The 23,903-nt window shown below is 62.8% G+C and carries 24 protein-coding genes; 23 read left to right on the forward strand and 1 reads right to left on the reverse strand.

Features of this window, described 5'->3' with window-relative positions; all coding sequences use genetic code 11:
• Window positions 1–37 precede the first annotated feature (37 nt).
• On the reverse strand, window positions 38–1,675 hold the full coding sequence (locus HWQ56_RS07320; RefSeq protein WP_176570117.1) for a tetratricopeptide repeat protein: 1,638 nt from the start codon (window positions 1,673–1,675) through the stop codon (window positions 38–40).
• A gap of 239 nt (window positions 1,676–1,914) precedes the next feature.
• On the opposite strand from HWQ56_RS07320, the gene HWQ56_RS07325 reads away from it, so the two are divergent.
• The 23 genes from HWQ56_RS07325 to fliP all read left to right on the forward strand — a co-directional run bounded on the left by HWQ56_RS07325 (window position 1,915) and on the right by fliP (window position 23,884).
• On the forward strand, window positions 1,915–3,045 hold the full coding sequence (locus tag HWQ56_RS07325) for a flagellin N-terminal helical domain-containing protein (protein ID WP_158154689.1): 1,131 nt from the start codon (window positions 1,915–1,917) through the stop codon (window positions 3,043–3,045).
• A gap of 75 nt (window positions 3,046–3,120) precedes the next feature.
• Complete coding sequence (locus HWQ56_RS07330) at window positions 3,121–3,465, forward strand: flagellar protein FlaG (RefSeq protein ID WP_158154688.1); 345 nt, start codon at window positions 3,121–3,123, stop codon at window positions 3,463–3,465.
• 84 nt (window positions 3,466–3,549) lie between these two features.
• Complete coding sequence (gene fliD / locus HWQ56_RS07335) at window positions 3,550–4,956, forward strand: flagellar filament capping protein FliD (RefSeq protein ID WP_158154687.1); 1,407 nt, start codon at window positions 3,550–3,552, stop codon at window positions 4,954–4,956.
• Between the two features lie 100 nt (window positions 4,957–5,056).
• Window positions 5,057–5,461: a flagellar export chaperone FliS gene (gene fliS / locus HWQ56_RS07340; protein WP_158154686.1), complete on the forward strand. Its 405-nt coding sequence runs from the start codon at window positions 5,057–5,059 to the stop codon at window positions 5,459–5,461.
• 77 nt (window positions 5,462–5,538) lie between these two features.
• On the forward strand, window positions 5,539–5,850 hold the full coding sequence (fliT, locus tag HWQ56_RS07345) for a flagellar protein FliT (protein WP_158154685.1): 312 nt from the start codon (window positions 5,539–5,541) through the stop codon (window positions 5,848–5,850).
• Window positions 5,851–6,080: 230 nt separating this feature from the next.
• Window positions 6,081–7,556, forward strand: coding sequence for a sigma-54 dependent transcriptional regulator (locus HWQ56_RS07350; RefSeq protein ID WP_158154684.1), 1,476 nt, complete (start codon window positions 6,081–6,083; stop codon window positions 7,554–7,556).
• A gap of 235 nt (window positions 7,557–7,791) precedes the next feature.
• A complete protein-coding gene (locus tag HWQ56_RS07355) occupies window positions 7,792–9,000 on the forward strand; it encodes a sensor histidine kinase (protein ID WP_158154683.1) in 1,209 nt (402 codons plus the stop codon).
• Between the two features lie 5 nt (window positions 9,001–9,005).
• Complete coding sequence (locus HWQ56_RS07360) at window positions 9,006–10,409, forward strand: sigma-54-dependent transcriptional regulator (RefSeq protein WP_176570119.1); 1,404 nt, start codon at window positions 9,006–9,008, stop codon at window positions 10,407–10,409.
• A 175-nt stretch (window positions 10,410–10,584) separates the two neighbouring features.
• Window positions 10,585–10,914 (forward strand): flagellar hook-basal body complex protein FliE, encoded by a 330-nt coding sequence (gene fliE, locus HWQ56_RS07365; RefSeq protein ID WP_158154681.1) that lies wholly within the window; start codon window positions 10,585–10,587, stop codon window positions 10,912–10,914.
• 15 nt (window positions 10,915–10,929) lie between these two features.
• Window positions 10,930–12,717, forward strand: a complete 1,788-nt coding sequence (gene fliF / locus HWQ56_RS07370) for a flagellar basal-body MS-ring/collar protein FliF (RefSeq protein WP_176570120.1) — start codon at window positions 10,930–10,932, stop codon at window positions 12,715–12,717.
• Window positions 12,710–13,729, forward strand: a complete 1,020-nt coding sequence (gene fliG, locus HWQ56_RS07375; protein ID WP_158154679.1) for a flagellar motor switch protein FliG — start codon at window positions 12,710–12,712, stop codon at window positions 13,727–13,729. The genes fliF and fliG overlap by 8 nt, the downstream gene beginning before the upstream one ends.
• A 147-nt stretch (window positions 13,730–13,876) precedes the next feature.
• Window positions 13,877–14,641, forward strand: coding sequence for a flagellar assembly protein FliH (gene fliH, locus HWQ56_RS07380; protein WP_176570121.1), 765 nt, complete (start codon window positions 13,877–13,879; stop codon window positions 14,639–14,641).
• Window positions 14,631–15,989 carry a flagellar protein export ATPase FliI gene (gene fliI / locus HWQ56_RS07385; RefSeq protein WP_158154677.1) on the forward strand — a complete coding sequence of 453 codons (1,359 nt, stop codon included), beginning with the start codon at window positions 14,631–14,633 and terminating at the stop codon, window positions 15,987–15,989. The genes fliH and fliI overlap by 11 nt, the downstream gene beginning before the upstream one ends.
• A 6-nt stretch (window positions 15,990–15,995) precedes the next feature.
• Entirely contained in the window at window positions 15,996–16,445 is a 450-nt protein-coding gene (gene fliJ, locus HWQ56_RS07390) for a flagellar export protein FliJ (protein WP_158154676.1), read from the forward strand.
• Window positions 16,446–16,533: 88 nt separating this feature from the next.
• Complete coding sequence (locus HWQ56_RS07395; RefSeq protein WP_158154675.1) at window positions 16,534–16,839, forward strand: STAS domain-containing protein; 306 nt, start codon at window positions 16,534–16,536, stop codon at window positions 16,837–16,839.
• Window positions 16,840–16,841: 2 nt separating this feature from the next.
• Entirely contained in the window at window positions 16,842–18,548 is a 1,707-nt protein-coding gene (locus HWQ56_RS07400) for a fused response regulator/phosphatase (RefSeq protein WP_158154674.1), read from the forward strand.
• Window positions 18,549–18,574: 26 nt separating this feature from the next.
• Window positions 18,575–18,919: an Hpt domain-containing protein gene (locus HWQ56_RS07405; protein ID WP_158154673.1), complete on the forward strand. Its 345-nt coding sequence runs from the start codon at window positions 18,575–18,577 to the stop codon at window positions 18,917–18,919.
• 186 nt (window positions 18,920–19,105) lie between these two features.
• A complete protein-coding gene (locus HWQ56_RS07410) occupies window positions 19,106–20,542 on the forward strand; it encodes a flagellar hook-length control protein FliK (RefSeq protein WP_176570122.1) in 1,437 nt (478 codons plus the stop codon).
• 127 nt (window positions 20,543–20,669) lie between these two features.
• Complete coding sequence (fliL, locus tag HWQ56_RS07415) at window positions 20,670–21,167, forward strand: flagellar basal body-associated protein FliL (protein WP_158154671.1); 498 nt, start codon at window positions 20,670–20,672, stop codon at window positions 21,165–21,167.
• Between the two features lie 9 nt (window positions 21,168–21,176).
• A complete protein-coding gene (gene fliM, locus HWQ56_RS07420) occupies window positions 21,177–22,145 on the forward strand; it encodes a flagellar motor switch protein FliM (RefSeq protein WP_158154670.1) in 969 nt (322 codons plus the stop codon).
• A 53-nt stretch (window positions 22,146–22,198) separates the two neighbouring features.
• Complete coding sequence (gene fliN, locus HWQ56_RS07425; RefSeq protein ID WP_158154669.1) at window positions 22,199–22,666, forward strand: flagellar motor switch protein FliN; 468 nt, start codon at window positions 22,199–22,201, stop codon at window positions 22,664–22,666.
• A gap of 1 nt (window position 22,667) precedes the next feature.
• Window positions 22,668–23,132, forward strand: a complete 465-nt coding sequence (gene fliO / locus HWQ56_RS07430; protein ID WP_158154668.1) for a flagellar biosynthetic protein FliO — start codon at window positions 22,668–22,670, stop codon at window positions 23,130–23,132.
• Window positions 23,132–23,884, forward strand: a complete 753-nt coding sequence (fliP, locus tag HWQ56_RS07435; protein WP_158154667.1) for a flagellar type III secretion system pore protein FliP — start codon at window positions 23,132–23,134, stop codon at window positions 23,882–23,884. The genes fliO and fliP overlap by 1 nt, the downstream gene beginning before the upstream one ends.
• The last annotated feature ends 19 nt before the right edge of the window (window positions 23,885–23,903 follow it).

Consider the following 23,903-nt stretch of genomic DNA (forward strand, 5'->3'; position numbering starts at 1 on the left):
GCAGCGCGTACTGCCTCCGGCGCGACCTGGCAAGAGGTTAGACGATTCCGTCTGTCTTCAGGGTCTGGATAATACGCCCCAATGGGTCTTGCCAGCCCATTAGCGCCGGGTTGTGGAACAGCTGGACGCTGTTGTACCAATAGGTCCGGCCTTCCTTCATGCCCCAGCGGAAATTGGGGTTCAACTGCACCAAGACGTAGGTCGGAATGCCGAGGGCGCCGGCGAGGTGGACCGCGGTGTTGTCGACGCTGATCACCGCGTCTAGCACGCTGACCTGCGAGGCTTGTGGGTCCATGTCCAGGCGTGCGTCCACGGTGTCATCGTGATAAATGGGCAGCCCGGCGGCCTGCATCTGCGCGATTTCCTCGGGGGAACTGTCGTACTGCAAGTCGATGAACTGCACGTTGGACAGCGCCGTCAGCGGCAACAGGTCCTGTACCTGGGCCCGGCGGCTCTGGCGCTCGGTCTGCATGGTTTTGCCGCCGCGCCAGGATAAGCCGATCAACCGCTTGCCCGGGAACAGTCTGGCGTATTTCTCGCGGTAGGCTGCGCAGGCTTCCGGGTCAGGGGTGAGAAACGCGGTGCCTGCGCCGAAACTGGCGAGGTCATTGCGAAAAATACCGCCCAGGCTGCCAATCGGGATCTGGAAGTCCGCCCGGGGCCAGCTTTGCTTGAACATGCGTTTGCCTTCTATCTGCTCCTCGCCCTGCACATCGCGGCGCAGAAAGTTGACGCCTTCGAAGCTGCGCTTGAACAGTTCATCAAGGCGGGCATAGATCTCGTAATGCAGCGTTCCGCCGCGTGCTTGCAACTCCTTTAGCATGCTGGCGAACATGATGTGGTCGCCAATGCCTTGCTCGGCCCACACCAGAAGGGTCTTGCCTTCCAGCGGTTCCCCCTGCCAGCGCGGGATACTGAAATGTTGCGCATGCTCGGGTTGCGATGCCTTCCAGCGCCACTCATTGTGTTGCCAGCCCTGCTGAAATTGGCCCAGGCGCAGCATGATCAGCGAAATGTTGTTATGGGTGCCAGGGTGCTCAGGGTCGATTTCCAATACCTTCTGGTAGTACTTGAAAGCCTCCTCATAGCGGCCTACGTGCTCCAGGGATCCAGCCAGGTTGAACAGTTGGGTCTGGTTACCTGGGTTCAGTTCGAGCCCCAATTGATAGCAGCCAATGGCATCGTGGTAGCGCGCTTGGCTGAAATATAGCTGGGCCAGCAGCGTCAGCACCTGCGACTGCTCGGCAGGCTGCAGCGGTTGTTCCAGCACTTGATGGATCAACGCTTCCATTTCTTCCTTGGCGTCGATGCGGTTCAGCGCCTCGTGCAGCAGCTTGAAGCGCCACAGGTTTGGCTGCTCGTTGAACCACGCGCGGGCTTGTTCAACCTGGGCCGTATACCGCGCCAGTTTGCACATGTGCTGAAACACCAGGCGGTCAACTTTCAAGTCATGAGGCTGCGCCAGTGCAACCTCCACATGCTGCGCCGCCTCCTGTTCCAGCTCGCGCTCGAAGAGCAAGTGCGCAATCTGCGCATGGACCAATGCGGTGTTGGGCGCCAGGCGTGCGAGCTCTTGATAGAGCTTTAGCTGTGTATTGCTGTCCTGGCTTTTTTCTGCCAGCGCCAAGGCGCTGGATATGCGCTGGATCTCGGCCTGTCGGGTTCTGCTCTGCATAAGGAGGGTCCGGCTGTCGTGACGGGGGTTTGACATGTATCCGGACTGTAGCAAGAACAGGGCCACCGTCCTGAAAGCGCCGGTTTCAGGGATGTAAGCAAAAAAAAACAAAATTTCCTCAAGGGATTCCGGAACCCGACGATAACAACTACGAAGGTTCTGTACGGCAACTCACTGGCACCACCGCCACCCAGCCACTGAACCCACACTCCGTTAGACTCACTGCAAGGAAATTTGTCATGGCTCTTACCGTCAACACTAACATTGCCTCTCTGTCGGTTCAAAAGAACCTGACCGCTTCTTCCAACGCTCTGACCACCTCCATGACCCGTCTGTCGACCGGTCTGCGTATCAACAGCGCCAAAGACGACGCCGCTGGTTCGCAAATCTCCAACCGCCTGACCTCCCAGGTCAACGGTCTGGACGTGGCGGTCAAGAACGCCCAGGACGCCAACTCGATCGCAACCGCCGCTGAAGGCGCGCTGCAAGAATCGACCAGCATCCTGCAGCGTATGCGTGAACTGTCCCTGCAGTCGGCTAACGGCAGCAACAGCAGCGAAGACCAATCGGCCCTGAACCAAGAGTTCAAGTCGATGACCGCTGAATTGACCCGTATTTCCAAGACCACCACCTTCGGCGGCGGCTCCTCGGGCATCAAGCTGTTGGACGGTACTGCTGGCAACTCCGGCACCCTGACCTTCCAGGTTGGCGCCAACGCCAACGAAACCGTTTCCTTCACCCTGAGCGACATGGGCGCTTCGGCTCTGAAAGGTACCTCGTCCCTGGCAGTCGTCAGCACTGGCGCCATCGCTGCTTCGGCCGCCGCCACCATCGCCTCTTCGTCTCTGACCATCGGTGGCGTAGAAGTGGACATCGCTTCGGGTTCGACCATGAGCGACGTGGTTGCTGCGATCAACACCAACGTCAGCGGCGTGACCGCCACCCTGGACAGCGCCGGTACCGGTATCGTCCTGACCTCGGGTAGCGACATTGCTTCCATCGGTGCTACCGGTGACTTCACTGCCATCGCTTCGACCGCAGTGACTTCTTCGGCCTTCACCGTGCAGCAACTGAACATCAACACTGCCTCGGGCGCTCAGAAAGCCACCCAGGTCATCGATGCCGCCCTGAAGCAGATCGATACTCAGCGTTCCTCGCTGGGTGCCATCCAGAACCGTCTGGACAGCACCATCTCGAACCTGCAGAACGTATCGGAAAGCGCCACCGCTGCCCGTTCGACCATCCAGGACGTGGACTTCGCGGCCGAAACCGCCGAGATGACCAAGCAGCAAACCCTGCAGTCGGCAGCCACCGCTGTACTGGCCCAGGCCAACCAGCTGCCTTCCGCTGTACTGAAACTGCTGCAATAAGGTAACGGCCCACCGGCCAACACCACGGAAAGGGCGCTTGCGCCCTTTCTTCGTTGCCAACAGGAGGAGTGAACCATGGACCTCAATCTCAATGTTCCAGCTGTCGACGCCCGTACTCTCGGCACGCGTTCCGTTGGCAGCGCTGCAGTTCAGCCGCAGGCAGCCAAGGCTGTCGGCAATGATGACCTGGGCGGGCAGCCGCAGTCGCTTGACCAGGCCGTCAGCAGTCTCAACGATTACATGAAGGTCTCGCACCGCGACCTGGATTTCTCCGTGGATTCCGATACCGGCATCCAGGTGGTCAAGGTAGTGGCCAGCGATACCGGCGAAGTCATTCGGCAGATTCCTTCGGAAGTGGCATTGAAGCTGGCGCAAAGTCTCAAGGACGGCAACACCTCGTTGTTCGATGGATGGGCTTGAGGGTTGGTGCCTTACTTGCATGACTAAACGGATACAGTTCATTTCCGAAGGCATGCGCCAATATTTTGAGCGGGAGCATAAACAATGAGTACTTCGGTAAACGGGGTAGGGTCGGGGATCGACATCGACTCCATTGTGACGGCGTTGGTAACGGCGCAGAAAACACCCAAGCAGGATCAGATCGACACCGCCAAGACCACCGCGACCACCACTTTGTCGGCGGTCAGTTCGTTGAAATCGGCGTTGTCGACGTTCCAGACGGCCATGACCGATCTGAACGAAGCCAAGTCGTTCGCGGGTCTTACCGCTACGTCATCCAATAGCGATAACTTGACGGCCACCGTGGGTACTGGTGCAGCCGCGGGCACCTATTCGATCAAAACCACGCAGTTGGCCACCAGCTCCAAGGTCGCTACCCAGTACATCACCAGTGGCACGACGTTTTCCGCCGGCACGTTGACGCTTACCCAGGGTTCCAGCGCGCTGGGTACGATCAAGGTGGCCGCCAATGCCAGCTTGTCGACCATCCGCGACAGCATCAATACCCAGCTCAAGTCCAGCGGCGTCACCGCAAACATCATCACTGACTCCACCGGTCAGCGCCTAGTCATCAGCTCCAGCACCACGGGTGCGAGTACAGACATCAGCGTTGCCGCATCGTCGGGACTTGAATCTCTGGCTATTGATGGCTCGGCCGAGACCGGTTCGGTCGCTACTGCTACCAAGGGCGGCTATGTCACCGCGCCGACCCAGGATGCGGAATACACCATCGACGGCCTGTCGATGACCAGCTCTACGAACGATGTGAGCGGTGCAATCAGCGGTGTCGACTTCACCCTGGTGGCTGCCAGCGACACGGCCACCACCTTGACGGTCGACACCAACACCGACGGTCTGACCACCTCGATCAACAGCTTCGTCTCTGCCTACAACACCCTGATGAGCTCGATCGACTCGCTCACCAGCGTAACCTCCAGCACCGACGACGATGGCAATGCCACCACCACCGGTGCGGCGCTGACCAGCGACTCCAGCGTACGCAACATCGTCAACAGCCTGCGTAACGCCCTGGTAGGCAGCTCCACCAACGGCGGCACCATCAGCCTGCTGTCGCAGTTGGGTGTGTCTACCCAGACCGACGGTACCCTGAAGGTCGACGACGACAAGCTGGAAACCGCGCTGGAAGCCAACGCTTCCTCGGTGGAAGGCTTCTTCACCGGCACCGGCGGCCTGATCACGCGCATGTCCGCGTCCCTGGATATCTACACCCAGGACAACGGCCTGCTCGACCAGCGCGTCGACTCGCTGAACGACACCCTGAGTGACCTGGCTACCCAGCAGACCACCCTGGACACGCGCATGACCAAGTACGAGGCCACCATGATGGCCAAGTACAACGCCATGGACACCCTGGTAGCGCAGCTCAACGCCACCAGCACCAGCGTAATGACCACCCTCAACGCCCTGAACAAGACCTCCTCCGACAGCTGACCGGTAAATTGAACGAGGGTGGCTAAAGTTTGACGCCCCCTCGTCGATACCCCGAGTAGAGCGTCAATTGTCAGGCAACAATACCCCGAGGTAATACCCCATGAACCGCATGGCCGCGCTTCGACAGTATCGAAACGTCAACACCCAATCGGAAATGGTCGATGCGTCCCCTCATCGCTTGATCCAGTTGTTGATGGAGGGTGGCCTGAGCCGTATCGCTCAGGCGCGTGGGTGCATGGAGCGGGGTGAGCTGGCGCAGAAGGGCGTGTTGCTGAGCAAGGCGCAGAACATTCTCGCCGGCCTGCGCGATGGCCTGGACTTTGAAAAAGGCGAAGCGCTGGCGGTCAATTACGCCCAGCTTTACGACTACATGACTCGGCGCCTGGTGGAAGCCAACCGCGTCAACAGCGTGGAAATGCTCGACGAAGTCAGCGGCTTGCTGTTGACTGTGAAGATGGGCTGGGACGCCATCGATCCCGCCAACGCGGCACCGGCTGCGCCATGAGCATTGGGGCGCGCGCGAACCACCTGGTGCTGGTTGCTGAACGGGCAGGGGAGGTCGTCCTGCCGCAGGAGAGTGTCATGAGTGCATTGGAAAAGATTCAGGCTACGCGACAGGCGCTGGAGACGGCGCTGGTGAATGAGGACTGGGAAGCCGTGACGGCCCTGGACCTGGACATCCGCGCCTGCCTGGACGGCGCGCTGGCCGACAAGACAGTGGACGCGCAGTTGCTGCGTGAGCACCTTGAAGGGCTGCTGGTGCTGTACCGTCAACTGGTGGACGTGACGTCGCGGGCTCGACAGTCCATCGCCAGTGAGATGACGCAGGCGAAGCGAGGGTATGAGGCCGCGAAGGTCTACAATATGGCCCGACGGGCTTCATTCATGCGTTAAGGGGCCGATACGGCCCCTTTTGTTTCCGGCTTGATACAGTCACTCATCTGTTTCTTTACAAAACATTTGCCTGGCGGCGGATAATACGCCATAAATTTGACTGTCTAAACTTTTTTGACTTAACTAGTGGCTATTTACAGTACTGGGACGTCTATTAGGTGTATCAAGCCAATTACGTCTGACTTGCCCCTATTCCAGGGCATCGAGTTGACTAGGGAAGTTGCTATTGCATGTGGCGTGAAACCAAAATTCTGCTAATCGATGACGATAGCGTTCGCCGCCGGGATCTGGCGGTGATCTTAAATTTTCTCGGCGAAGAAAATTTGCCCTGCACCAGCGGAGACTGGCAGCAGGTGGTCGATTCGTTGTCGTCGAATCGGGAAGTGCTTTGCGTCCTCGTCGGGACTGTCAATGCCCCCGGTACCCTTCAAGGCTTGCTTAAGACCATCGCGGGATGGGATGAGTTCCTTCCCGTGTTGCTTTTAGGTGACACGGCGGGCGGCGACCTGCCCGAAGACCTGCGCCGGCGCGTGCTTTCCAGCCTGGAAATGCCGCCCAGCTACAGCAAATTGCTGGATTCGCTGCACCGTGCCCAGGTTTATCGCGAGATGTACGACCAGGCGCGCGAGCGTGGCCGTCAGCGTGAGCCGAACCTGTTCCGCAGCCTGGTGGGTACCAGCCGTGCCATCCAGCATGTGCGCCAGATGATGCAGCAGGTGGCCGACACTGACGCCAGCGTGCTGATCCTGGGCGAGTCGGGTACCGGCAAGGAAGTGGTGGCGCGCAACCTGCACTACCATTCCAAGCGCCGCGATGCGCCGTTCGTGCCGGTCAACTGTGGGGCCATTCCCGCCGAGTTGCTGGAAAGCGAACTGTTTGGCCACGAGAAGGGGGCGTTTACCGGGGCTATCACCAGCCGTGCCGGGCGTTTCGAATTGGCCAACGGCGGTACCCTGTTTCTCGACGAGATCGGTGACATGCCGTTGCCGATGCAGGTCAAGCTGCTGCGCGTGCTGCAGGAACGTACCTTCGAGCGCGTGGGCAGCAACAAGACCCAGAGCATCGACGTGCGCATCATCGCCGCCACGCACAAGAACCTGGAAAGCATGATCGAGGTCGGCACTTTCCGTGAAGACCTGTATTACCGCTTGAATGTGTTCCCCATCGAGATGGCGCCCTTGCGTGAGCGGGTGGAAGATATTCCGCTGCTGATGAACGAATTGATCTCGCGCATGGAGCACGAAAAGCGTGGTTCCATTCGTTTCAACTCGGCGGCCATCATGTCGCTGTGTCGTCATGGCTGGCCGGGCAACGTCCGTGAGCTGGCCAACCTGGTGGAGCGCATGGCGATCATGCACCCCTATGGGGTGATCGGCGTGGCCGAGCTGCCGAAGAAGTTTCGCTACGTCGACGACGAAGACGAACAGCTGGTGGACAGCCTGCGCAGCGACCTGGAAGAGCGTGTGGCTATCAACGGCCATACGCCGGACTTCACCACCGGCGCCATGCTGCCGCCCGAAGGCCTGGACCTCAAGGACTACCTGGGGGGGCTGGAGCAGGGCCTGATCCAGCAGGCGCTGGACGATGCCAACGGTATCGTGGCGCGCGCGGCCGAGCGCTTGCGCATCCGCCGAACCACCCTGGTGGAGAAGATGCGCAAATATGGCATGAGCCGTCGCGAGGGCGACGACCAGACAGATGATTGACGCGTGAGTTCCATGGCCGGCGCCCCCCCAAGCGCCGGCTTTTTTGCTTTTGTAGCTTTTTTTCAGCGTTTCCCCTTCGCGTAAACCCTTGCCCAGGCTGCCTTTCCTTGATTTGTATCAAGGATGATTCCAATCTGTGCCCTAGCGATAGCTCGCGCATTTTGTTCCGGCACGGTGATTGCTACATCCCTCGCACGATACCCATTTATGACGGTATGCCACGCGAGAGATCACGATGCCACAGGCCGCCCCCATGACCACTGCCCCTGAACTCGAGGGCCAGCCCTCCGTTGAACAGGCCAGCCGGCTTGGCCTTGAGCAGGCGTTTGCGCTGTTCAACCAGATGTCCACCCAACTGAGCGACTCCTACAGCATGCTTGAGGCACGCGTCGCCGAGCTCAAGGGCGAATTGGCGGTCGTCAGCGCCCAGCGCATGGCCGAACTGGCCGAGAAGGAACGCCTGGCCAACCGCTTGCAGCATTTGCTGGACCTGCTGCCGGGCGGCGTTATCGTCATCGACGCCCATGGCGTGGTGCGCGAAGCCAACCCGGCCGCGTGTCAGTTGCTTGGCGAACCGCTGGAAGGGGTGCTGTGGCGCCAGGTCATTACCCGTTGCTTCGCGCCGCGCCGCGACGATGGCCACGAAATTTCCCTGAAGGATGGCCGCCGGTTGTCCATCGCCACCCGGTCCCTGGGCAGCGAGCCTGGACAACTGGTGCTGCTCAATGACCTGACGGAAACCCGTCGCCTGCAAGATCAGCTGGCGCGCCACGAACGGCTGTCTTCCTTGGGGCGCATGGTCGCCTCCCTGGCGCACCAGATCCGCACGCCGCTGTCGGCCGCGCTGCTCTACGCCAGCCATTTGACAGAGCAGGCGTTGCCCGTGGAAACCCAACAGCGGTTCGCCGGGCGCCTCAAGGAGCGCCTGCACGAACTCGAGCACCAGGTGCGCGACATGCTGGTGTTCGCCCGGGGCGAACTGCCGCTCAGTGATCGGTTGACCCCCCAGGCGCTGTTCCAGGCCTTGAAGGCGGCGGCGCATACCCATGTGCAGGATGTGGCAGTGCGCTGGCAGTTCGATTGCCCCGGCGGTGAACTGCTGTGCAACCGCGACACCCTGGTAGGGGCGCTATTGAACCTGATCGAAAACGCCGTGCAGGCCTCCCACACGCAAGCCCGGGTCAAGATTCACCTGTACGCCCGCGACCACGAATTGCGCCTGGCCATCAGCGATAACGGCAGCGGCATCGAGCCGGCCGTGCTGGCGCGCCTGGGCGAACCCTTCTTTACCACCAAGACCACCGGCACCGGCCTGGGCCTGGCCGTGGTCAAGGCTGTGTCCCGCGCCCACCAGGGCGAGCTGGCGATACGTTCGCGGCCGGGGCGCGGTACCTGTGCGCTGGTGGCGCTGCCATTGATCCATACCCGTGTGGTGCAGGAGTAACGCTGATGGCCATCAAGGTCTTGCTGGTCGAAGATGATCGCGCGCTGCGTGAAGCGCTGGGCGACACACTGGAGCTGGGCGGCTATGCCTTCCATGCGGTGGGCAATGCCGAAGAGGCGCTGCTGGCAGTGGCCAGCGAGGCCTATGGCCTGGTCATCAGTGACGTGAACATGCCAGGCATGGATGGCCACCAGTTGCTGTGCCAACTGCGCAGCCGCCAGCCGCAATTGCCAGTGCTGCTGATGACTGCTCACGCGGCGGTGGACCGTGCCGTGGAAGCGATGCGCGCCGGCGCCGCCGATTACCTGGTCAAGCCGTTCCTGCCCAAGGCCCTGCTGGACCTGGTGGCGCGTCACGCCCTGGGCTGCCTGACCGGCAGCGATACCGAAGGGCCGATCGCCGTCGAGCCGGCCAGCGCCCGCTTGCTGGAGTTGGCCGCGCGGGTGGCGCGCAGTGATTCCACGGTGCTGATCTCGGGCGAGTCGGGCACCGGCAAGGAAGTGCTGGCGCGGTACATTCACCAGCAATCACAGCGGGCCAACCAGCCGTTCATTGCCATCAACTGCGCGGCCATCCCAGACAACATGCTCGAAGCCACGCTGTTCGGCCATGAGAAAGGTTCGTTCACTGGCGCCATAGCCGCCCAGCCAGGCAAGTTCGAACAAGCCGATGGCGGAACGCTGCTGCTCGACGAGATTTCCGAAATGCCCCTGGGCCTGCAAGCCAAGCTGCTGCGCGTGTTGCAGGAACGGGAAGTGGAGCGGGTAGGGGCGCGCAAGCCCATTGCCCTGGACATTCGCGTGGTGGCCACCACCAACCGCGACCTGGCCGGTGAAGTGGCGGCGGGGCGCTTCCGCGAGGACCTGTACTATCGCCTGTCCGTGTTTCCGCTGGCCTGGCGGCCGCTGCGTGAACGCACCGCCGATATCCTGCCGCTGGCCGAGCGCCTGCTGGCCAAGCACGTCAGCAAAATGAAACACAGCGCCGTGCGCCTGGCGCCCGGCGCCCAGGCCTGTCTGGTCAGCTATCCGTGGCCTGGCAATGTGCGCGAACTGGACAACGCCATTCAGCGGGCGCTGATCCTGCAGCAGGGTGGGGTGATCCAGGCGGAGGATTTCTGCCTGGAAGGGCCGGTGGGGGCGGTGCCGCAACCGGCGCTGTCCATCGTGCGTTCGGCGCCGGCGCCTGTCGAATCCTTGACAGCGCTGGCGCCCGAAGCGGCCGGCGGCCTGGGGGATGACCTGCGCCGTCGCGAGTTCCAGCTGATCATCGACACCCTGCGCACTGAGCGCGGCCGCCGCAAGGAGGCCGCCGAACGCCTGGGTATCAGCCCGCGTACCTTGCGCTACAAGCTGGCGCAGATGCGCGATGCGGGCATGGACGTCGAGGCCAGCCTGTACGCCAGCTGAGCAACGAAAAAACACCGACAACCGCCTCTCCCCTGTGGGGGGGAGGCGTGCGTGCGGGCCAAGAGAATTGTAAGGATTTCGTGATGCAAGTCCGGAGCTGGCACCCTTGTTGCTACCTCCTTTGTATCCGTTGTTACAGTGTCAAAAAATTGCGGGCCGTCGGAGAGAGTGATCCATGAGCCAAGGTATTGAATTCAACCGTCTGATGATGGACATGCGCACCCTGCAGGCTGACGCCATGGGCGCCAGCAAGACTGCCGTGGCCCCGGAAGTATCGGGTACCAGCAGTTTCGCCGACCTGCTTGGGCAGGCGGTGAACAAGGTCAGCGATACCCAGCAGGCGTCCGATCAGTTGGCCAACGCCTTTGAAATCGGCAAGAGCGGCGTCGACATCACCGACGTGATGGTGGCGTCGCAGAAAGCCAGCGTGTCGTTCCAGGCGCTGACCCAAGTACGCAACAAGCTGGTTCAGGCGTACCAAGACATTATGCAGATGCCGGTATAAGGGCGAGATTGAGACATGGCAGACGCAGTCGTGGATAACGTACCAGCCAAGAACGGCGCAGCCGGCGGCAAGCCGCCGCTGTTCGGCCTGTCCTTCCTGGAAAATATTTCCAAGATGACCATGTTGCGTCAGGTTGGCCTGTTGGTCGGCCTGGCTGCCAGCGTGGCGATTGGTTTTGCCGTGGTGCTGTGGTCGCAGCAACCCGATTACCGTCCGTTGTACGGCAGCCTTGCCGGCATGGACACCAAGCAGGTGATGGAAACCCTCAACGCCGCGGACATTCCGTACACCGTGGAGCCCAACTCCGGCGCCCTGCTGGTCAAGGCCGATGACATCGGTCGTGCGCGCATGAAACTGGCCGCCGCCGGCGTCGCCCCCAGCGACGGCAACGTGGGCTACGAGATCATGGACAAGGAACAGGCGCTGGGCACCAGCCAGTTCATGGAAACCGCACGCTATCGCCAGGGCCTGGAAGGCGAGCTGGCCCGCACCATCTCCAGCCTGAACAACGTCAAGGGTGCCCGCGTGCACCTGGCCATCCCGAAAAGCTCGGTGTTCGTGCGCGACGAGCGCAAGCCCACCGCTTCGGTGCTGGTGGAAATGTACCCGGGGCGCACCCTCGACGCCGGCCAGGTGCTGGCCATCGTCAACCTGGTGGCTACCAGCGTGCCCGAGATGGACAAGTCCGGCGTCGCCGTGGTCGACCAGAAGGGCAACCTGCTCTCCGAACAACTGCAGGACTCCGAGCTGACCATGGCCGGCAAGCAGTTCGACTACAGCCGCAAGATGGAAAGCATGCTCACCCAGCGTGTTCATAACATCCTGGAGCCGGTGCTGGGCAACGACCGCTACAAGGCCGAAGTGTCCGCCAACGTCGATTTCAGTGCCGTGGAGTCCACTTCCGAACAATTCAACCCTGACCAGCCGGCCCTGCGCAGCGAACAGTCGGTGACCGAGCAGCGCTCCAGCGGCAGCGGCCCTTCGGGCGTACCGGGTGCCCTGACCAACCAGCCACCGGCCCCGGCCAGCGCCCCGCAGAAAACCGGCGGCGCCGCTGCTGCCACGCCGGCGGCGATTCCGCCAGGCCAGCCGCTGCTGGACGCCAATGGCCAGCAGATCATGGACCCGGCCACCGGCCAGCCGATGTTGGCGCCTTACCCGGCCGACAAGCGCAACCAGTCGACCAAGAACTTCGAGCTGGACCGTTCCATCAGCCACACCAAGCAACAGCAGGGTCGCCTGACGCGCCTGTCGGTGGCCGTGGTGGTGGACGACCAGGTCAAGGCTGGCGCCAACGGCGAAGTCACCCACACCCCGTGGAGTGCCGACGACCTGACGCGCTTCACCCGCCTGGTGCAGGACGCCGTCGGTTTCGACGCCAGCCGTGGCGACAGCGTGACCGTGATCAACGCGCCGTTCTCGCCGGACCGTGGCGAAGTGGTGCCGGAAATCGCCTTCTACCAGCAACCCTGGTTCTGGGACGTGGTCAAGCAGGTACTGGGCGTGCTGTTCATCCTGCTGCTGGTGTTCGGCGTGCTGCGCCCGGTGCTGAACAACATCACTGGCAACGGCAAGGGCAAGCAACTGGTCGGCGCCGATGGCGACGTGGAACTGGGTGGCATGGGCGGTCTGGACGGCGAACTGGCCAACGACCGTGTCTCCCTGGGCGGCCCGCAGAGTATTCTGCTGCCTAGCCCGAGCGAGGGATATGACGCTCAGCTGAACGCAATCAAGAGTCTGGTGGCCGAAGACCCGGGCCGCGTGGCCCAGGTCGTGAAAGAGTGGATTAACGCCGATGAGTAACAATCAAGCGCTTGCCGCCAAACTGACCAAAGTCGACAAGGCGGCCATCCTCCTGCTGTCCCTGGGCGAGACTGACGCCGCCCAGGTGCTGCGGCACATGGGCCCCAAGGAAGTCCAGCGCGTGGGCGTGGCGATGGCGCAGATGCGCAACGTGCACCGCGAGCAGGTCCAGCAGGTCATGAGCGAGTTCGTCGAGATCGTCGGCGACCAGACCAGCCTGGGCGTGGGTTCGGACACCTACATCCGCAAGATGCTGACCTCGGCCCTGGGCGAAGACAAGGCCAACGGCCTGATCGACCGCATCCTGCTGGGTGGCAACACCAGCGGCCTGGACAGCCTGAAATGGATGGAGCCGCGCGCCGTGGCCGACGTCATTCGCTACGAACACCCACAGATCCAGGCGATCGTGGTGGCGTACCTGGATGCTGACCAGGCCGGTGAGGTGCTCGGCCACTTCGACCACAAAGTACGCCTGGACATCATCCTGCGGGTATCGTCCCTCAACACCGTGCAACCAGCGGCGCTGAAAGAGCTGAACCTGATCCTGGAGAAGCAGTTCTCCGGCAACTCCAACGCAGCGCGCACCACCCTGGGCGGTATCAAGCGCGCAGCGGACATCATGAACTTCCTCGACAGTTCGGTGGAAGGCGCCCTCATGGATTCGATCCGCGAGGTCGACGAAGACCTGTCCAGCCAGATCGAAGACCTCATGTTCGTGTTCAACAACCTGGCCGACGTGGACGACCGCGGTATTCAGGCCCTGTTGCGCGAAGTGTCTTCCGACGTACTGGTGCTGGCCCTCAAGGGCTCGGACGAGAACGTCAAGGAGAAGATCTTCAAGAACATGTCCAAGCGTGCCGCCGAGCTGCTGCGCGACGACCTCGAAGCCAAGGGTCCGGTACGGGTCAGCGACGTGGAAACGGCGCAGAAGGAAATCCTCACCATCGCCCGCCGCATGGCCGAGGCCGGGGAGATCGTGCTGGGTGGCAAGGGCGGCGAGGAAATGATCTAACCGCCTTTTTCGTGGTCTCATGATGATCGTGGTGGCCGCTTCCCGTGCTTGGCCCGGTCCCGCAGGGTGTGCGAGCCCTGTGGGCCCCAGCGAAGGGCGGCCGGGCCGCACCGCCATCCCTGCATTCTGGCGCTTCAGGAATAATCAATGTCCCGCCCCTCCGAACAACACCCCAGTGACCTGATCCGTGCCGAGGACCTGCAAGGCGTCGACCTGTGGGCCATTCCCAGCTTCGACCCCGAAGTGCCGGAGCCAGAGCCCGAGCCGGAACCGGTGGTCGAGGAAATCGAGGAAGTGCCGCTGGAAGAAGTCCAGCCGCTGACCCTCGAAGAGCTGGAAAGCATCCGCCAGGAAGCCTACAACGAAGGCTTCGCCACCGGCGAGAAAGAAGGGTTCCACAGCACCACCCTGAAAGTGCGCCAGGAGGCCGAAGTGGCCCTGGCCGCCAAGCTGCAAAGCCTCGAACAGCTGATGGGCCACCTGATGGCGCCCATCGCCGAGCAGGACAGCCAGATCGAGAAGTCGCTGGTCGAGCTGGTGGGGCATATCACCCGCGAGGTCATCCAGCGCGAACTGCGCATGGATTCCAGCCAGATCGAACGCGTGCTGCGCGAAGCGCTGAAGTTGCTGCCCATGGGCGCCGGCAACGTGCGGATCTTCATCAACCCCCAGGACTTCGAGCAGGTCAAGGCCTTGCGTGAGCGCCATGAGGAAACCTGGCGCATCCTCGAGGATGAAGACCTGCAGCCTGGCGGTTGCCGCGTCGAATCCGAGCACAGCCGCATCGACGCCAGCGTCGAAACCCGTATCACCCAGGCCCTGGCGCAGCTGTTCGACCAATTGCACGAGCAGGGCCTGCACCCGGCCGAACCGGACCTGAGCGTGGACCTGGACGGCCCCGATGCGTCTTGACCGCACCAGTTTCGCCAAGCGCCTGGGCAGTTATGCCCCGGTCATCAGCCTGCCCAGCCAGCCGGTGCTCGAAGGCCGCCTGCTGCGCATGGTGGGCCTGACCTTGGAGGCCGAGGGGCTGCGCGCCGCCATGGGCGCGCGCTGCGTGGTCATCAATGACGACGGCCACCACCCGGTGCAGGTCGAGGCCGAGGTCATGGGCTTCTCCGGCAGCAAAGTGTTCCTGATGCCGGTGGGCAGTGTCGCCGGTATCGCCCCGGGTGCCCGCGTGGTGCCCCTGGCCGATACCGGTCGCCTGCCCATGGGCATGAGCATGCTCGGGCGGATTCTTGACGGCGCCGGCCGCGCGCTGGATGGCAAGGGTGGCATGAAGGCCGAGGACTGGGTGCCCATGGACGGCCCTACCATCAACCCCCTCAAGCGCGACCCCATCAGCCAGCCGCTGGACGTGGGTATCCGCAGCATCAACGGTTTGTTGACGGTGGGCCGTGGCCAGCGCCTTGGCCTGTTCGCCGGTACCGGCGTGGGCAAGAGCGTGTTGCTGGGCATGATGACGCGCTTCACCGAAGCCGACATCATCGTCGTCGGCCTGATCGGCGAGCGGGGCCGCGAGGTGAAGGAGTTCATCGAACATATTCTCGGCGAAGAGGGCCTCAAGCGTTCCGTGGTGGTGGCGTCGCCCGCCGACGAAGCGCCACTGATGCGCCTGCGTGCCGCGATGTACTGCACCCGTATCGCCGAATACTTCCGCGACAAGGGCAAGAACGTCCTGTTGCTGATGGATTCGCTGACCCGTTTCGCTCAGGCCCAGCGGGAAATCGCCCTGGCCATTGGCGAGCCGCCCGCCACCAAGGGTTACCCGCCCTCGGTGTTCGCCAAGCTGCCGAAGCTGGTGGAGCGCGCCGGCAACGCTGAAGCCGGTGGCGGTTCGATCACCGCGTTCTACACGGTGTTGTCCGAAGGCGACGACCAGCAAGACCCCATTGCCGACTCCGCCCGTGGCGTGCTCGACGGCCATATCGTACTGTCGCGCCGGCTGGCGGAGGAGGGGCACTACCCGGCCATCGACATCGAGGCGTCCATCAGCCGGGTGATGCCCAGCGTGGTCAGCCCCCAGCACATGGGCCAGGCCCAGCACTTCAAGCAACTGTGGTCGCGCTACCAGCAAAGCCGCGACCTGATCAGCGTGGGCGCCTACGTGCCCGGCGGCGACCGCGAGACCGACCTGGCGATCAACCTGCACCCCACGCTGGTGCGCTACCTGCGCCAGGGCCTGGACGATAACGAAAGCCTGGCCGCCAGCAGCGAGCGCCTGGCGGCCGTATTCAAGCCTGTGGCGCCGAGCTGATAGGCCATGGCTAACAGCCGCGCTGCGCGCCTCACGCCCGTTGTCGACATGGCCGAAAAAGCCGAGCGCACGGCTGCCCAGCGCCTGGGTCATTTTCAGGGCCAGGTGCGCCTGTCGGAAACCAAGCTGGCCGAACTTGACCGCTACCGCGAAGATTACCAGGCGCAATGGCACACCTATGGCAGCAAAGGCGTGTCCGGGCAGTGGCTGATGAACTACCAGCGCTTTTTGAACCAATTGGAAACTGCCGTTGCCCAACAGAAGCAGAGCCTGGCGTGGCACCAGAAGAACCTGGACAATGCGCGGGTCACCTGGCAGCAGGCCTATGCCCGTGTGGAAGGCCTGCGCAAACTGGTGCAGCGGTATATCGATGAGGCCCGGCAACTGGAAGACAAGCGCGAGCAGAAGCTGCTCGATGAATTGTCCCAGCGTTTGCCGCGCCAGAGCAGCTTCTAGCCAACTATTTGTAAAGGCGCAGGTTGCCGGAGGCCGTGCACGATGCTACACCTTGTACGGAGCTGGCTCATTTAAAGGAATTTCGTCCATGGCCGTAAACGCTGACTACTCCGCTGAAGGGAAAGAGCTCACTATCAGCATTCAGGGGCGCTTCGACTTCGGCTCCCACCAGGATTTTCGCGACGCCTACGAGCGCGTCAGCCCAAAGCCCAAGGCATACCGCATCGACCTCAAGCAGACCACCTACCTGGACAGCTCCGCGCTGGGCATGCTGCTGCTGTTGCGTGACCATGCCGGCGGTGACTCCGCCACGGTCCGGCTGGTGAACAGCAACAGTGACGTGAAGAAAATCCTCGCGATTTCCAATTTCGACAAACTGTTCGAGATTCAATAAACATGCTGGCGGCCAGTGAACTGCTGACCGTACTGATCGCCGATGACAACATGACCGACCGCATGCTGTTGTCCAGCATCGTGCGCCGTCAGGGCCACCGGGTGTTGACGGCCAGCGACGGGCAGGAGGCCATCGAGGTGTTCCAGGCCCGGCGCCCGCAACTGGTGCTGCTGGATGCCATGATGCCGGTGATCGATGGCTTCGAGGCAGCCCGGCAAATCAAGGAGCTGGCCGGCGAAGCACTGGTGCCGATCATTTTCCTGACGTCCATGACCGAAGAGCAGGCCCTGGTGCGCTGCCTGGAGGCCGGTGGCGACGATTTCCTGGCCAAGCCGTACAACCAGGTGATCCTCGCGGCCAAGATCAAGGCCATGGACCGTTTGCGCCGCTTGCAGGCCACGGTGCTCGACCAGCGCGACCAGATCACCCGCCACCATGGCTACCTGCTCAATGAGCAGCGCGTGGCCAAGGCGGTGTTCGACCAGGTGGCCCATTCCGGCTGCCTCAGCTCCCCTAACATTCGTTACCTGCAGTCGCCGTATGCGCTGTTCAACGGCGACCTGCTGCTGGCCGCCTTTACCCCATCGGGCGGCATGCACCTGTTGCTGGGCGATTTCACCGGCCACGGCTTGCCGGCCGCGGTGGGGGCGATGCCGCTGGCGGAAGTGTTCTATGGCATGACCGCCAAAGGCTACGGCATGGCGGAGATCCTGCGCGAGATGAACGCCAAGCTCAAACGCATCCTGCCCGTGGACATGTTCTGCTGCGCCACTTTGCTGTACCTCAACTTTCAACGCCAGGTGGTGGAGGTGTGGAACGGCGGCATGCCCGACGGCTACCTGCGCCGCATGGCGAGCGACGAGCATATACCGCTGCGGTCGCGCCACTTGCCGTTGGGCGTGCTGTCGCGGGCCAGTTTTCAGGAAAAGACCGAGGTTTTTTCCATGGTGCCCGGTGACCGGCTGTTCCTGTGCTCGGACGGCGTCATCGACACCGCCGACGGCGATGATGAACTGTTTGGCGTAGAGCGGCTGCAGCGGGTCTTTGAACTCAACCGCAACCCCGATCTGCTGTTTGAGGACATCCACGCCGCGCTCAAGGCCTTCCGTGGCGAGTCGCGCGACGACGTCAGCATGGTCCAGGTGGAGATGGTCGAGCCCGATTCGCTGGAGCAGCCCGCGACCATTTATTCCGACAGCGGTGCATCGAGCCCGCTGAACTGGTCCATGAGCCTGGAATTACGCGCTGATACCCTCAAGCGCTTCAACCCCTTGCCCTACCTGCTGCAACTGCTGCAGGAAATTCACGGCCTGCGGGCCCAGAGCGGAGCGCTCTACAGTGTCCTGTCCGAGTTGTACTCCAATGCCCTGGAGCACGGGGTGCTGGGGCTGGACTCCAGCCTCAAGCGCAATGCCGAAGGATTTGCGCAATACTATGACCAGCGCAATACTCGTCTGAACCAGCTGAAGGACGGTTATGTGCGCATGCACTTCCTGGTGCAGCCAGAAGGCACGGGCGGGCGCCTGACCATTGACGTGGAAGACAGCGGTCACGGTTTCGATGCGCGCCAGGTCATTGCCCGTGAGGCAGAGGAGACAGGGCTTTCCGGCCGGGGCCTCAAGCTGATCAGGCAACTGAGCCGCAGCGCGCAGTGGTCCGAGGACGGTCGCAGTGCCTGCGTGGAATTTACCTGGGAGGCTCTGGCATAATTCAGGCTTGATCAAGGAGCGAACAAGTGTCCAACCAGCATCTCGACTACGACGTGCTCAGCGCGTTGCAGGAAGTCATGGAAGAAGAGTATCCCCTGTTGCTGGATACCTTCCTGACCGACTCGGAAATACGCCTGAACGAACTGCACAAGGCTACCGACCCGCAGCAACTGGGCCAGGCGGCCCATAGCTTCAAGGGCAGCAGCAGCAACATGGGCGCCACGCAGTTGGCGGACTTGTGCCGCCAGCTGGAGGAGCGCGTCAAGCATCCGCCGCTCAGCGGCATCGAAGACCTGGTCAACCGCATCGACCACGAATTCGCCGAAGTGCGGCGCCTCTATCGCGACGAGCGTCAGCGTTTTCCCTGCTGAGGCCGGTTTGTGTGGGCGGCGTCTGAGGTGCGGGCTGTGCCTGATGCTGCGCGGCGATCATGACGCGGCCAGGTCCGCTGCTACGGGCGTCGCTGTTGTATGTCCGCGTTCTTACAAAGCTGGCCCGACTCTTGCTGTAGCCATTGCACCTGTACCCCCCGATTTCAGTGCAGCGGAGACCTGTCAATGTCAGTCGCGTCAAACCCTCTCTTGCAGATCACCAGCACGGCTAGCACGCTGGCCAACCTGAGCAAGGCCGCCGAGCCCGCCAAGGACACGTCCGCGGACTTTGCCAAGGTCTACGCCAAGCAGTCCCAAGCCAGCACCGCCAAAGCCACGGGGGCAGACCGCCAGCAGCAGGATCAGGTGGCTACGGCCGGCAAAAACACCGCCGCCAGCGACAAGGACAATGCCGCCAGCAAGCCGGCTGTTGCCGATAGCGGCAAGAACTTGCCTGCTCACAAGCCAGCCCAGGCTGACAAGGGCGCCAAGGCGGACGCGTCGGGCAAGGCCGGGCAGGGCACCAAGGCCGACAAGGGGGATAAGGCGGACAAGGCCAAGGCTGGCGATCAGGACGACGCTGCCACCCCTACCGACACTGCCAGTACCGCCACCACGGCACAGGCGCCCGCCGCGCCGGTCCCTGACCCGACCCTGGCCGTGGCGCCCGTCGCCGACCCGTCGCTGACCCAGGCCCAGCAACCGGTCGCTACCCCTGACCCCGCACAGGCTGCGGCGCTGGCGCAGGTTCAGCCCCCTGTGCAGGGCAGCGACGCCAGCACCTCGGACGCCGATGCTTTCGACCCGTCCAAGGACGACCCGCTCGCCAACATGCCGACTTTGCGCCTGGCCCTGGAACAGAACGCCAAGGCCCAGGGCACGACGTCGGCCCATGCGCAGACGACCGACAAGAACGCCCCGCAAGACGCCGTCAACGCCGATGCCGACCAGAGCTTCGCCGCGGGGTTGGCTGGCATGGTGGTGCAGCAGAAATCGGCGGGTGAAAGCCAGCTCAGCGACAAGGCTTTCGACAGCCAGATCGATGATGGCCTCAAGGACATCAAGGGGGCGTCGGCCGACACCCGCATGGACAACTTCGCCAATCGCCTGGCGGCCATGACCGACACCAGTGCTACCACCGCCAAGACCGCCACCGCCACCCCGGTGCAGGCGCCCACCACCCAGCTGGCGATGAACCAGGGCGGCTGGACCGAAGGCGTGGTCAACCGCGTCATGTACCTGTCCAGCCAGAACCTCAAGTCCGCCGACATTCAGCTGACGCCTGCGGAACTGGGCCGACTGAACATCCGCGTGGACATGACCCCCGACCAGCAGACCGTGACCTTCACCAGCGCCCATGTGCATGTGCGCGAAGCGCTGGAAAGCCAGCAGGGCCGCCTCAAGGACATGTTCGCCGAACAGGGCATGGGCCAGCTGGACGTCAACGTCTCCGACCAGTCGCGCCAGTCGTCCCAGGACCAGGCCCAGCAGAGCCAGCGCAGTGCCCGCGGCACGGGCGGGGCTGACAACCTGGACGGCGTCGACGCCGTCTCCCCGCTCGCTTCGCAGCCCACCGTGCAGCAGGTTGTGGTCGGCACCAGCGCCATCGACTACTACGCCTGAATCACCGGTTCCCAGGCTCGCCTGGGAATCCGGCCCCCTCGGAACCCCCTCCCTCGCAATCTGGCATAACACTTGCTCAACCCTGTGCAGGCAAGTGTTAACCCCCGATTAGTGACGGATTATTGGCATGGCAAAGACCGAAGCAGAGAAAGAACCCGCAGGCAAAGGCAAACTCAAGATGATTCTGCTGTTTGTCATTGTGCTGCTGGTAGTGGTGGGGGCGTCGGTGGGGGCTACCTGGTTCTTCCTGCACAAGGGTGCCGAGGCCAAGCCGGCCGAAGCGCCCGCTGCCGCGGCAGGCAAGCAGCCGGCGATCTACGAGGCACTGACGCCGGCTTTCGTGGTCAACTTCAAACAGGACGGCCGCGACCGCTACATGCAGGTCAGCCTGACCATGCAGGGCCGCGACAAGGCTGACCTGGACGCCCTGATGGTGCACATGCCGGTGATCCGCAACAACCTGGTGATGATGTTCTCCGGTGAGAACTTCGCCACCCTGGCCACCCCGGTAGGCGTGGAAATGCTGCGTCAGAAGGCCACCGCCGCGGTCCAGGCCGTGGCGCAGAAAGAAGTCGGCAAGCCGGTCATCGACCAGCTGCTTTTCACTAACTTCGTATTGCAGTAGGAACACGACATGGCCGTGCAAGACCTGCTGTCCCAGGATGAGATCGACGCGCTGCTGCACGGCGTCGATGATGGGCTGGTGCAGACCGAAAGCCTCGGGGAGCCGGGCAGCGTCAAGAGTTATGACCTGACCAGCCAGGACCGCATCGTGCGCGGGCGCATGCCCACCCTGGAGATGATCAACGAGCGGTTCGCCCGTTACACCCGCATCAGCATGTTCAACCTGCTGCGCCGCTCCGCGGACGTGGCGGTGGGTGGCGTGCAGGTGATGAAGTTCGGCGAGTACGTGCATTCGCTGTACGTGCCCACCAGCCTCAACCTGGTGAAGATCAAGCCATTGCGCGGCACCGGGCTGTTCATTCTCGACGCCAAGCTGGTGTTCAAGCTGGTGGACAACTTCTTCGGGGGCGACGGCCGCCACGCCAAGATCGAAGGGCGCGAATTCACCCCCACCGAGCTGCGCGTGGTGCGCATGGTGCTGGACCAGGCCTTCATCGACCTGAAGGAAGCCTGGCAGGCCATCATGGAAGTCAACTTCGAGTACATCAACTCCGAAGTGAACCCGGCCATGGCCAATATCGTCGGCCCGAGCGAGGCCGTGGTGGTCTCCACTTTCCACATCGAACTCGATGGTGGCGGCGGCGACCTGCACGTGACCATGCCGTATTCGATGATAGAGCCGGTGCGCGAAATGCTCGACGCCGGTTTCCAGTCCGACCTGGACGACCAGGACGAGCGCTGGAGCAAGGCGCTGCGCGAGGACGTGCTGGACGTGAGCGTGCCCATTGGCGCCACCGTGGCCCGTCGCCAATTGCGCCTGCGCGACATCCTGCACATGCAACCGGGGGATGTTATCCCGGTGGAATTGCCCGACGAACTGGTACTGCGCGCCAATGGCGTGCCGTCTTTCAAGGCCAAGCTCGGTTCCCACAAGGGCAACCTGGCGCTGCAAGTGATCGAGCCCATCGAGCGCCGCTGAAGCGCCGTCGATAAGGCCCTAACCCTGAATTTATTGCCCGCCGAGGACATCTGATGGCTGACGAACACGAAATGACTTCCGCGGAAGACCAGGCCCTGGCCGATGAATGGGCCGCGGCCCTGGGTGAGTCCGGCGACGCCGGGCAGAGCGACATTGATGCACTGCTGGCCGCCGATGCCGGCCACTCGGCCTCCGGCTCGCGCCTGCCGATGGAAGAATTCGGCAGCTCGCCGAAGCACAACGGCCCGGTGAACCTGGAAGGCCCGAACCTGGACGTGATCCTGGATATCCCGGTGACCATCTCCATGGAAGTGGGCGCCACCGACATCAACATCCGCAACCTGCTGCAGCTCAACCAGGGCTCGGTGATCGAACTCGACCGCCTGGCCGGCGAGCCGCTGGACGTGCTGGTCAACGGCACCTTGATCGCCCACGGCGAAGTGGTGGTGGTCAACGAAAAGTTCGGCATCCGCCTGACCGACGTGATCAGCCCCAGCGAACGCATCAAGAAGCTGCGCTGACATGGGCCGCCTGCTGACGCTGCTGCTGGCTTTGCCATTGCCGGCCTTCGCGGCGCAGACCCTGGCCCCGGCCACCACCGACCCTGCCCCCGCGCCGGTGGCGGTGGGCTCGGCGCTGGGCGGCGGCATGGCTGCGCAACTGACCCAGCTGATGCTGGGCCTGCTGCTGGTGATCGGGGTGATCTTCGCCCTGGCCTGGGTGCTGCGCCGCGTGCAACAGGCCACGCCCCATGGCGGGCAGGTGATCGAGCTGCTAGGCTCCCGGGCCTTGGGCCCGCGGGACCGCCTGGTGCTGGTACAGGTGGGCTCGGAGCAGATCCTGCTGGGTCTGAGCCCAGGCCGCATCGCGCCGCTGCACGTGCTGCAGCATCCCATCGAAAAGCCGGCCAAGGCCACCGCGGCCACCCCGGAATTCGCCCAGCGCCTGATGGAGCTGTTGGGCAAGGATCATAAGGATAAGCACTGATGGGCGCGCTGCGCTTTTTCTTGACCCTGGCCCTCGTGATGGCCGCGCCCCTGGCGCTGGCCGCCGACCCGTTGTCGATCCCGGCGATCACCCTGGGCACCGGCGCCAATGGCCAGCAGGAGTATTCGGTCAGCCTGCAGATTCTGCTGATCATGACGGCGCTGAGCTTCATCCCCGCGTTCGTCATGCTGATGACCAGCTTTACCCGCATCATCATCGTGTTCTCCATCCTGCGCCAGGCCCTGGGCCTGCAGCAGACCCCGTCCAACCAGTTGCTGACGGGCATGGCGCTGTTCCTGACGATGTTCATCATGGCGCCGGTGTTCGACAAGGTGAACCAGCAGGCCCTGCAGCCGTACCTGGCCGAGAAGCTCAGCGCCCAGGACGCGGTACTGAAGGCCGAAGGGCCGGTGAAGGATTTCATGCTGGCGCAGACGCGCCAGAGTGACCTGGACCTGTTCATGCGCTTGTCCCACCGTACCGACATCGCCAGCCCCGACCAGGCGCCGTTGACCATCGTGGTGCCGGCGTTCGTCACCTCGGAACTGAAGACGGCGTTCCAGATCGGTTTCATGATCTTCATTCCGTTCCTGATCATCGACCTGGTGGTGGCGAGCGTGCTGATGGCCATGGGCATGATGATGCTGTCACCGCTGATCATTTCGCTGCCGTTCAAGATCATGCTGTTCGTGCTGGTGGATGGCTGGGCACTGATCATCGGTACCCTGGCCAGCAGTTTTGGCGGCGTCTGAGACCCGCACGGAGATTCGT

It is taken from the genome of Pseudomonas eucalypticola (assembly GCF_013374995.1).
GTDB classification, from domain to species: domain Bacteria; phylum Pseudomonadota; class Gammaproteobacteria; order Pseudomonadales; family Pseudomonadaceae; genus Aquipseudomonas; species Aquipseudomonas eucalypticola.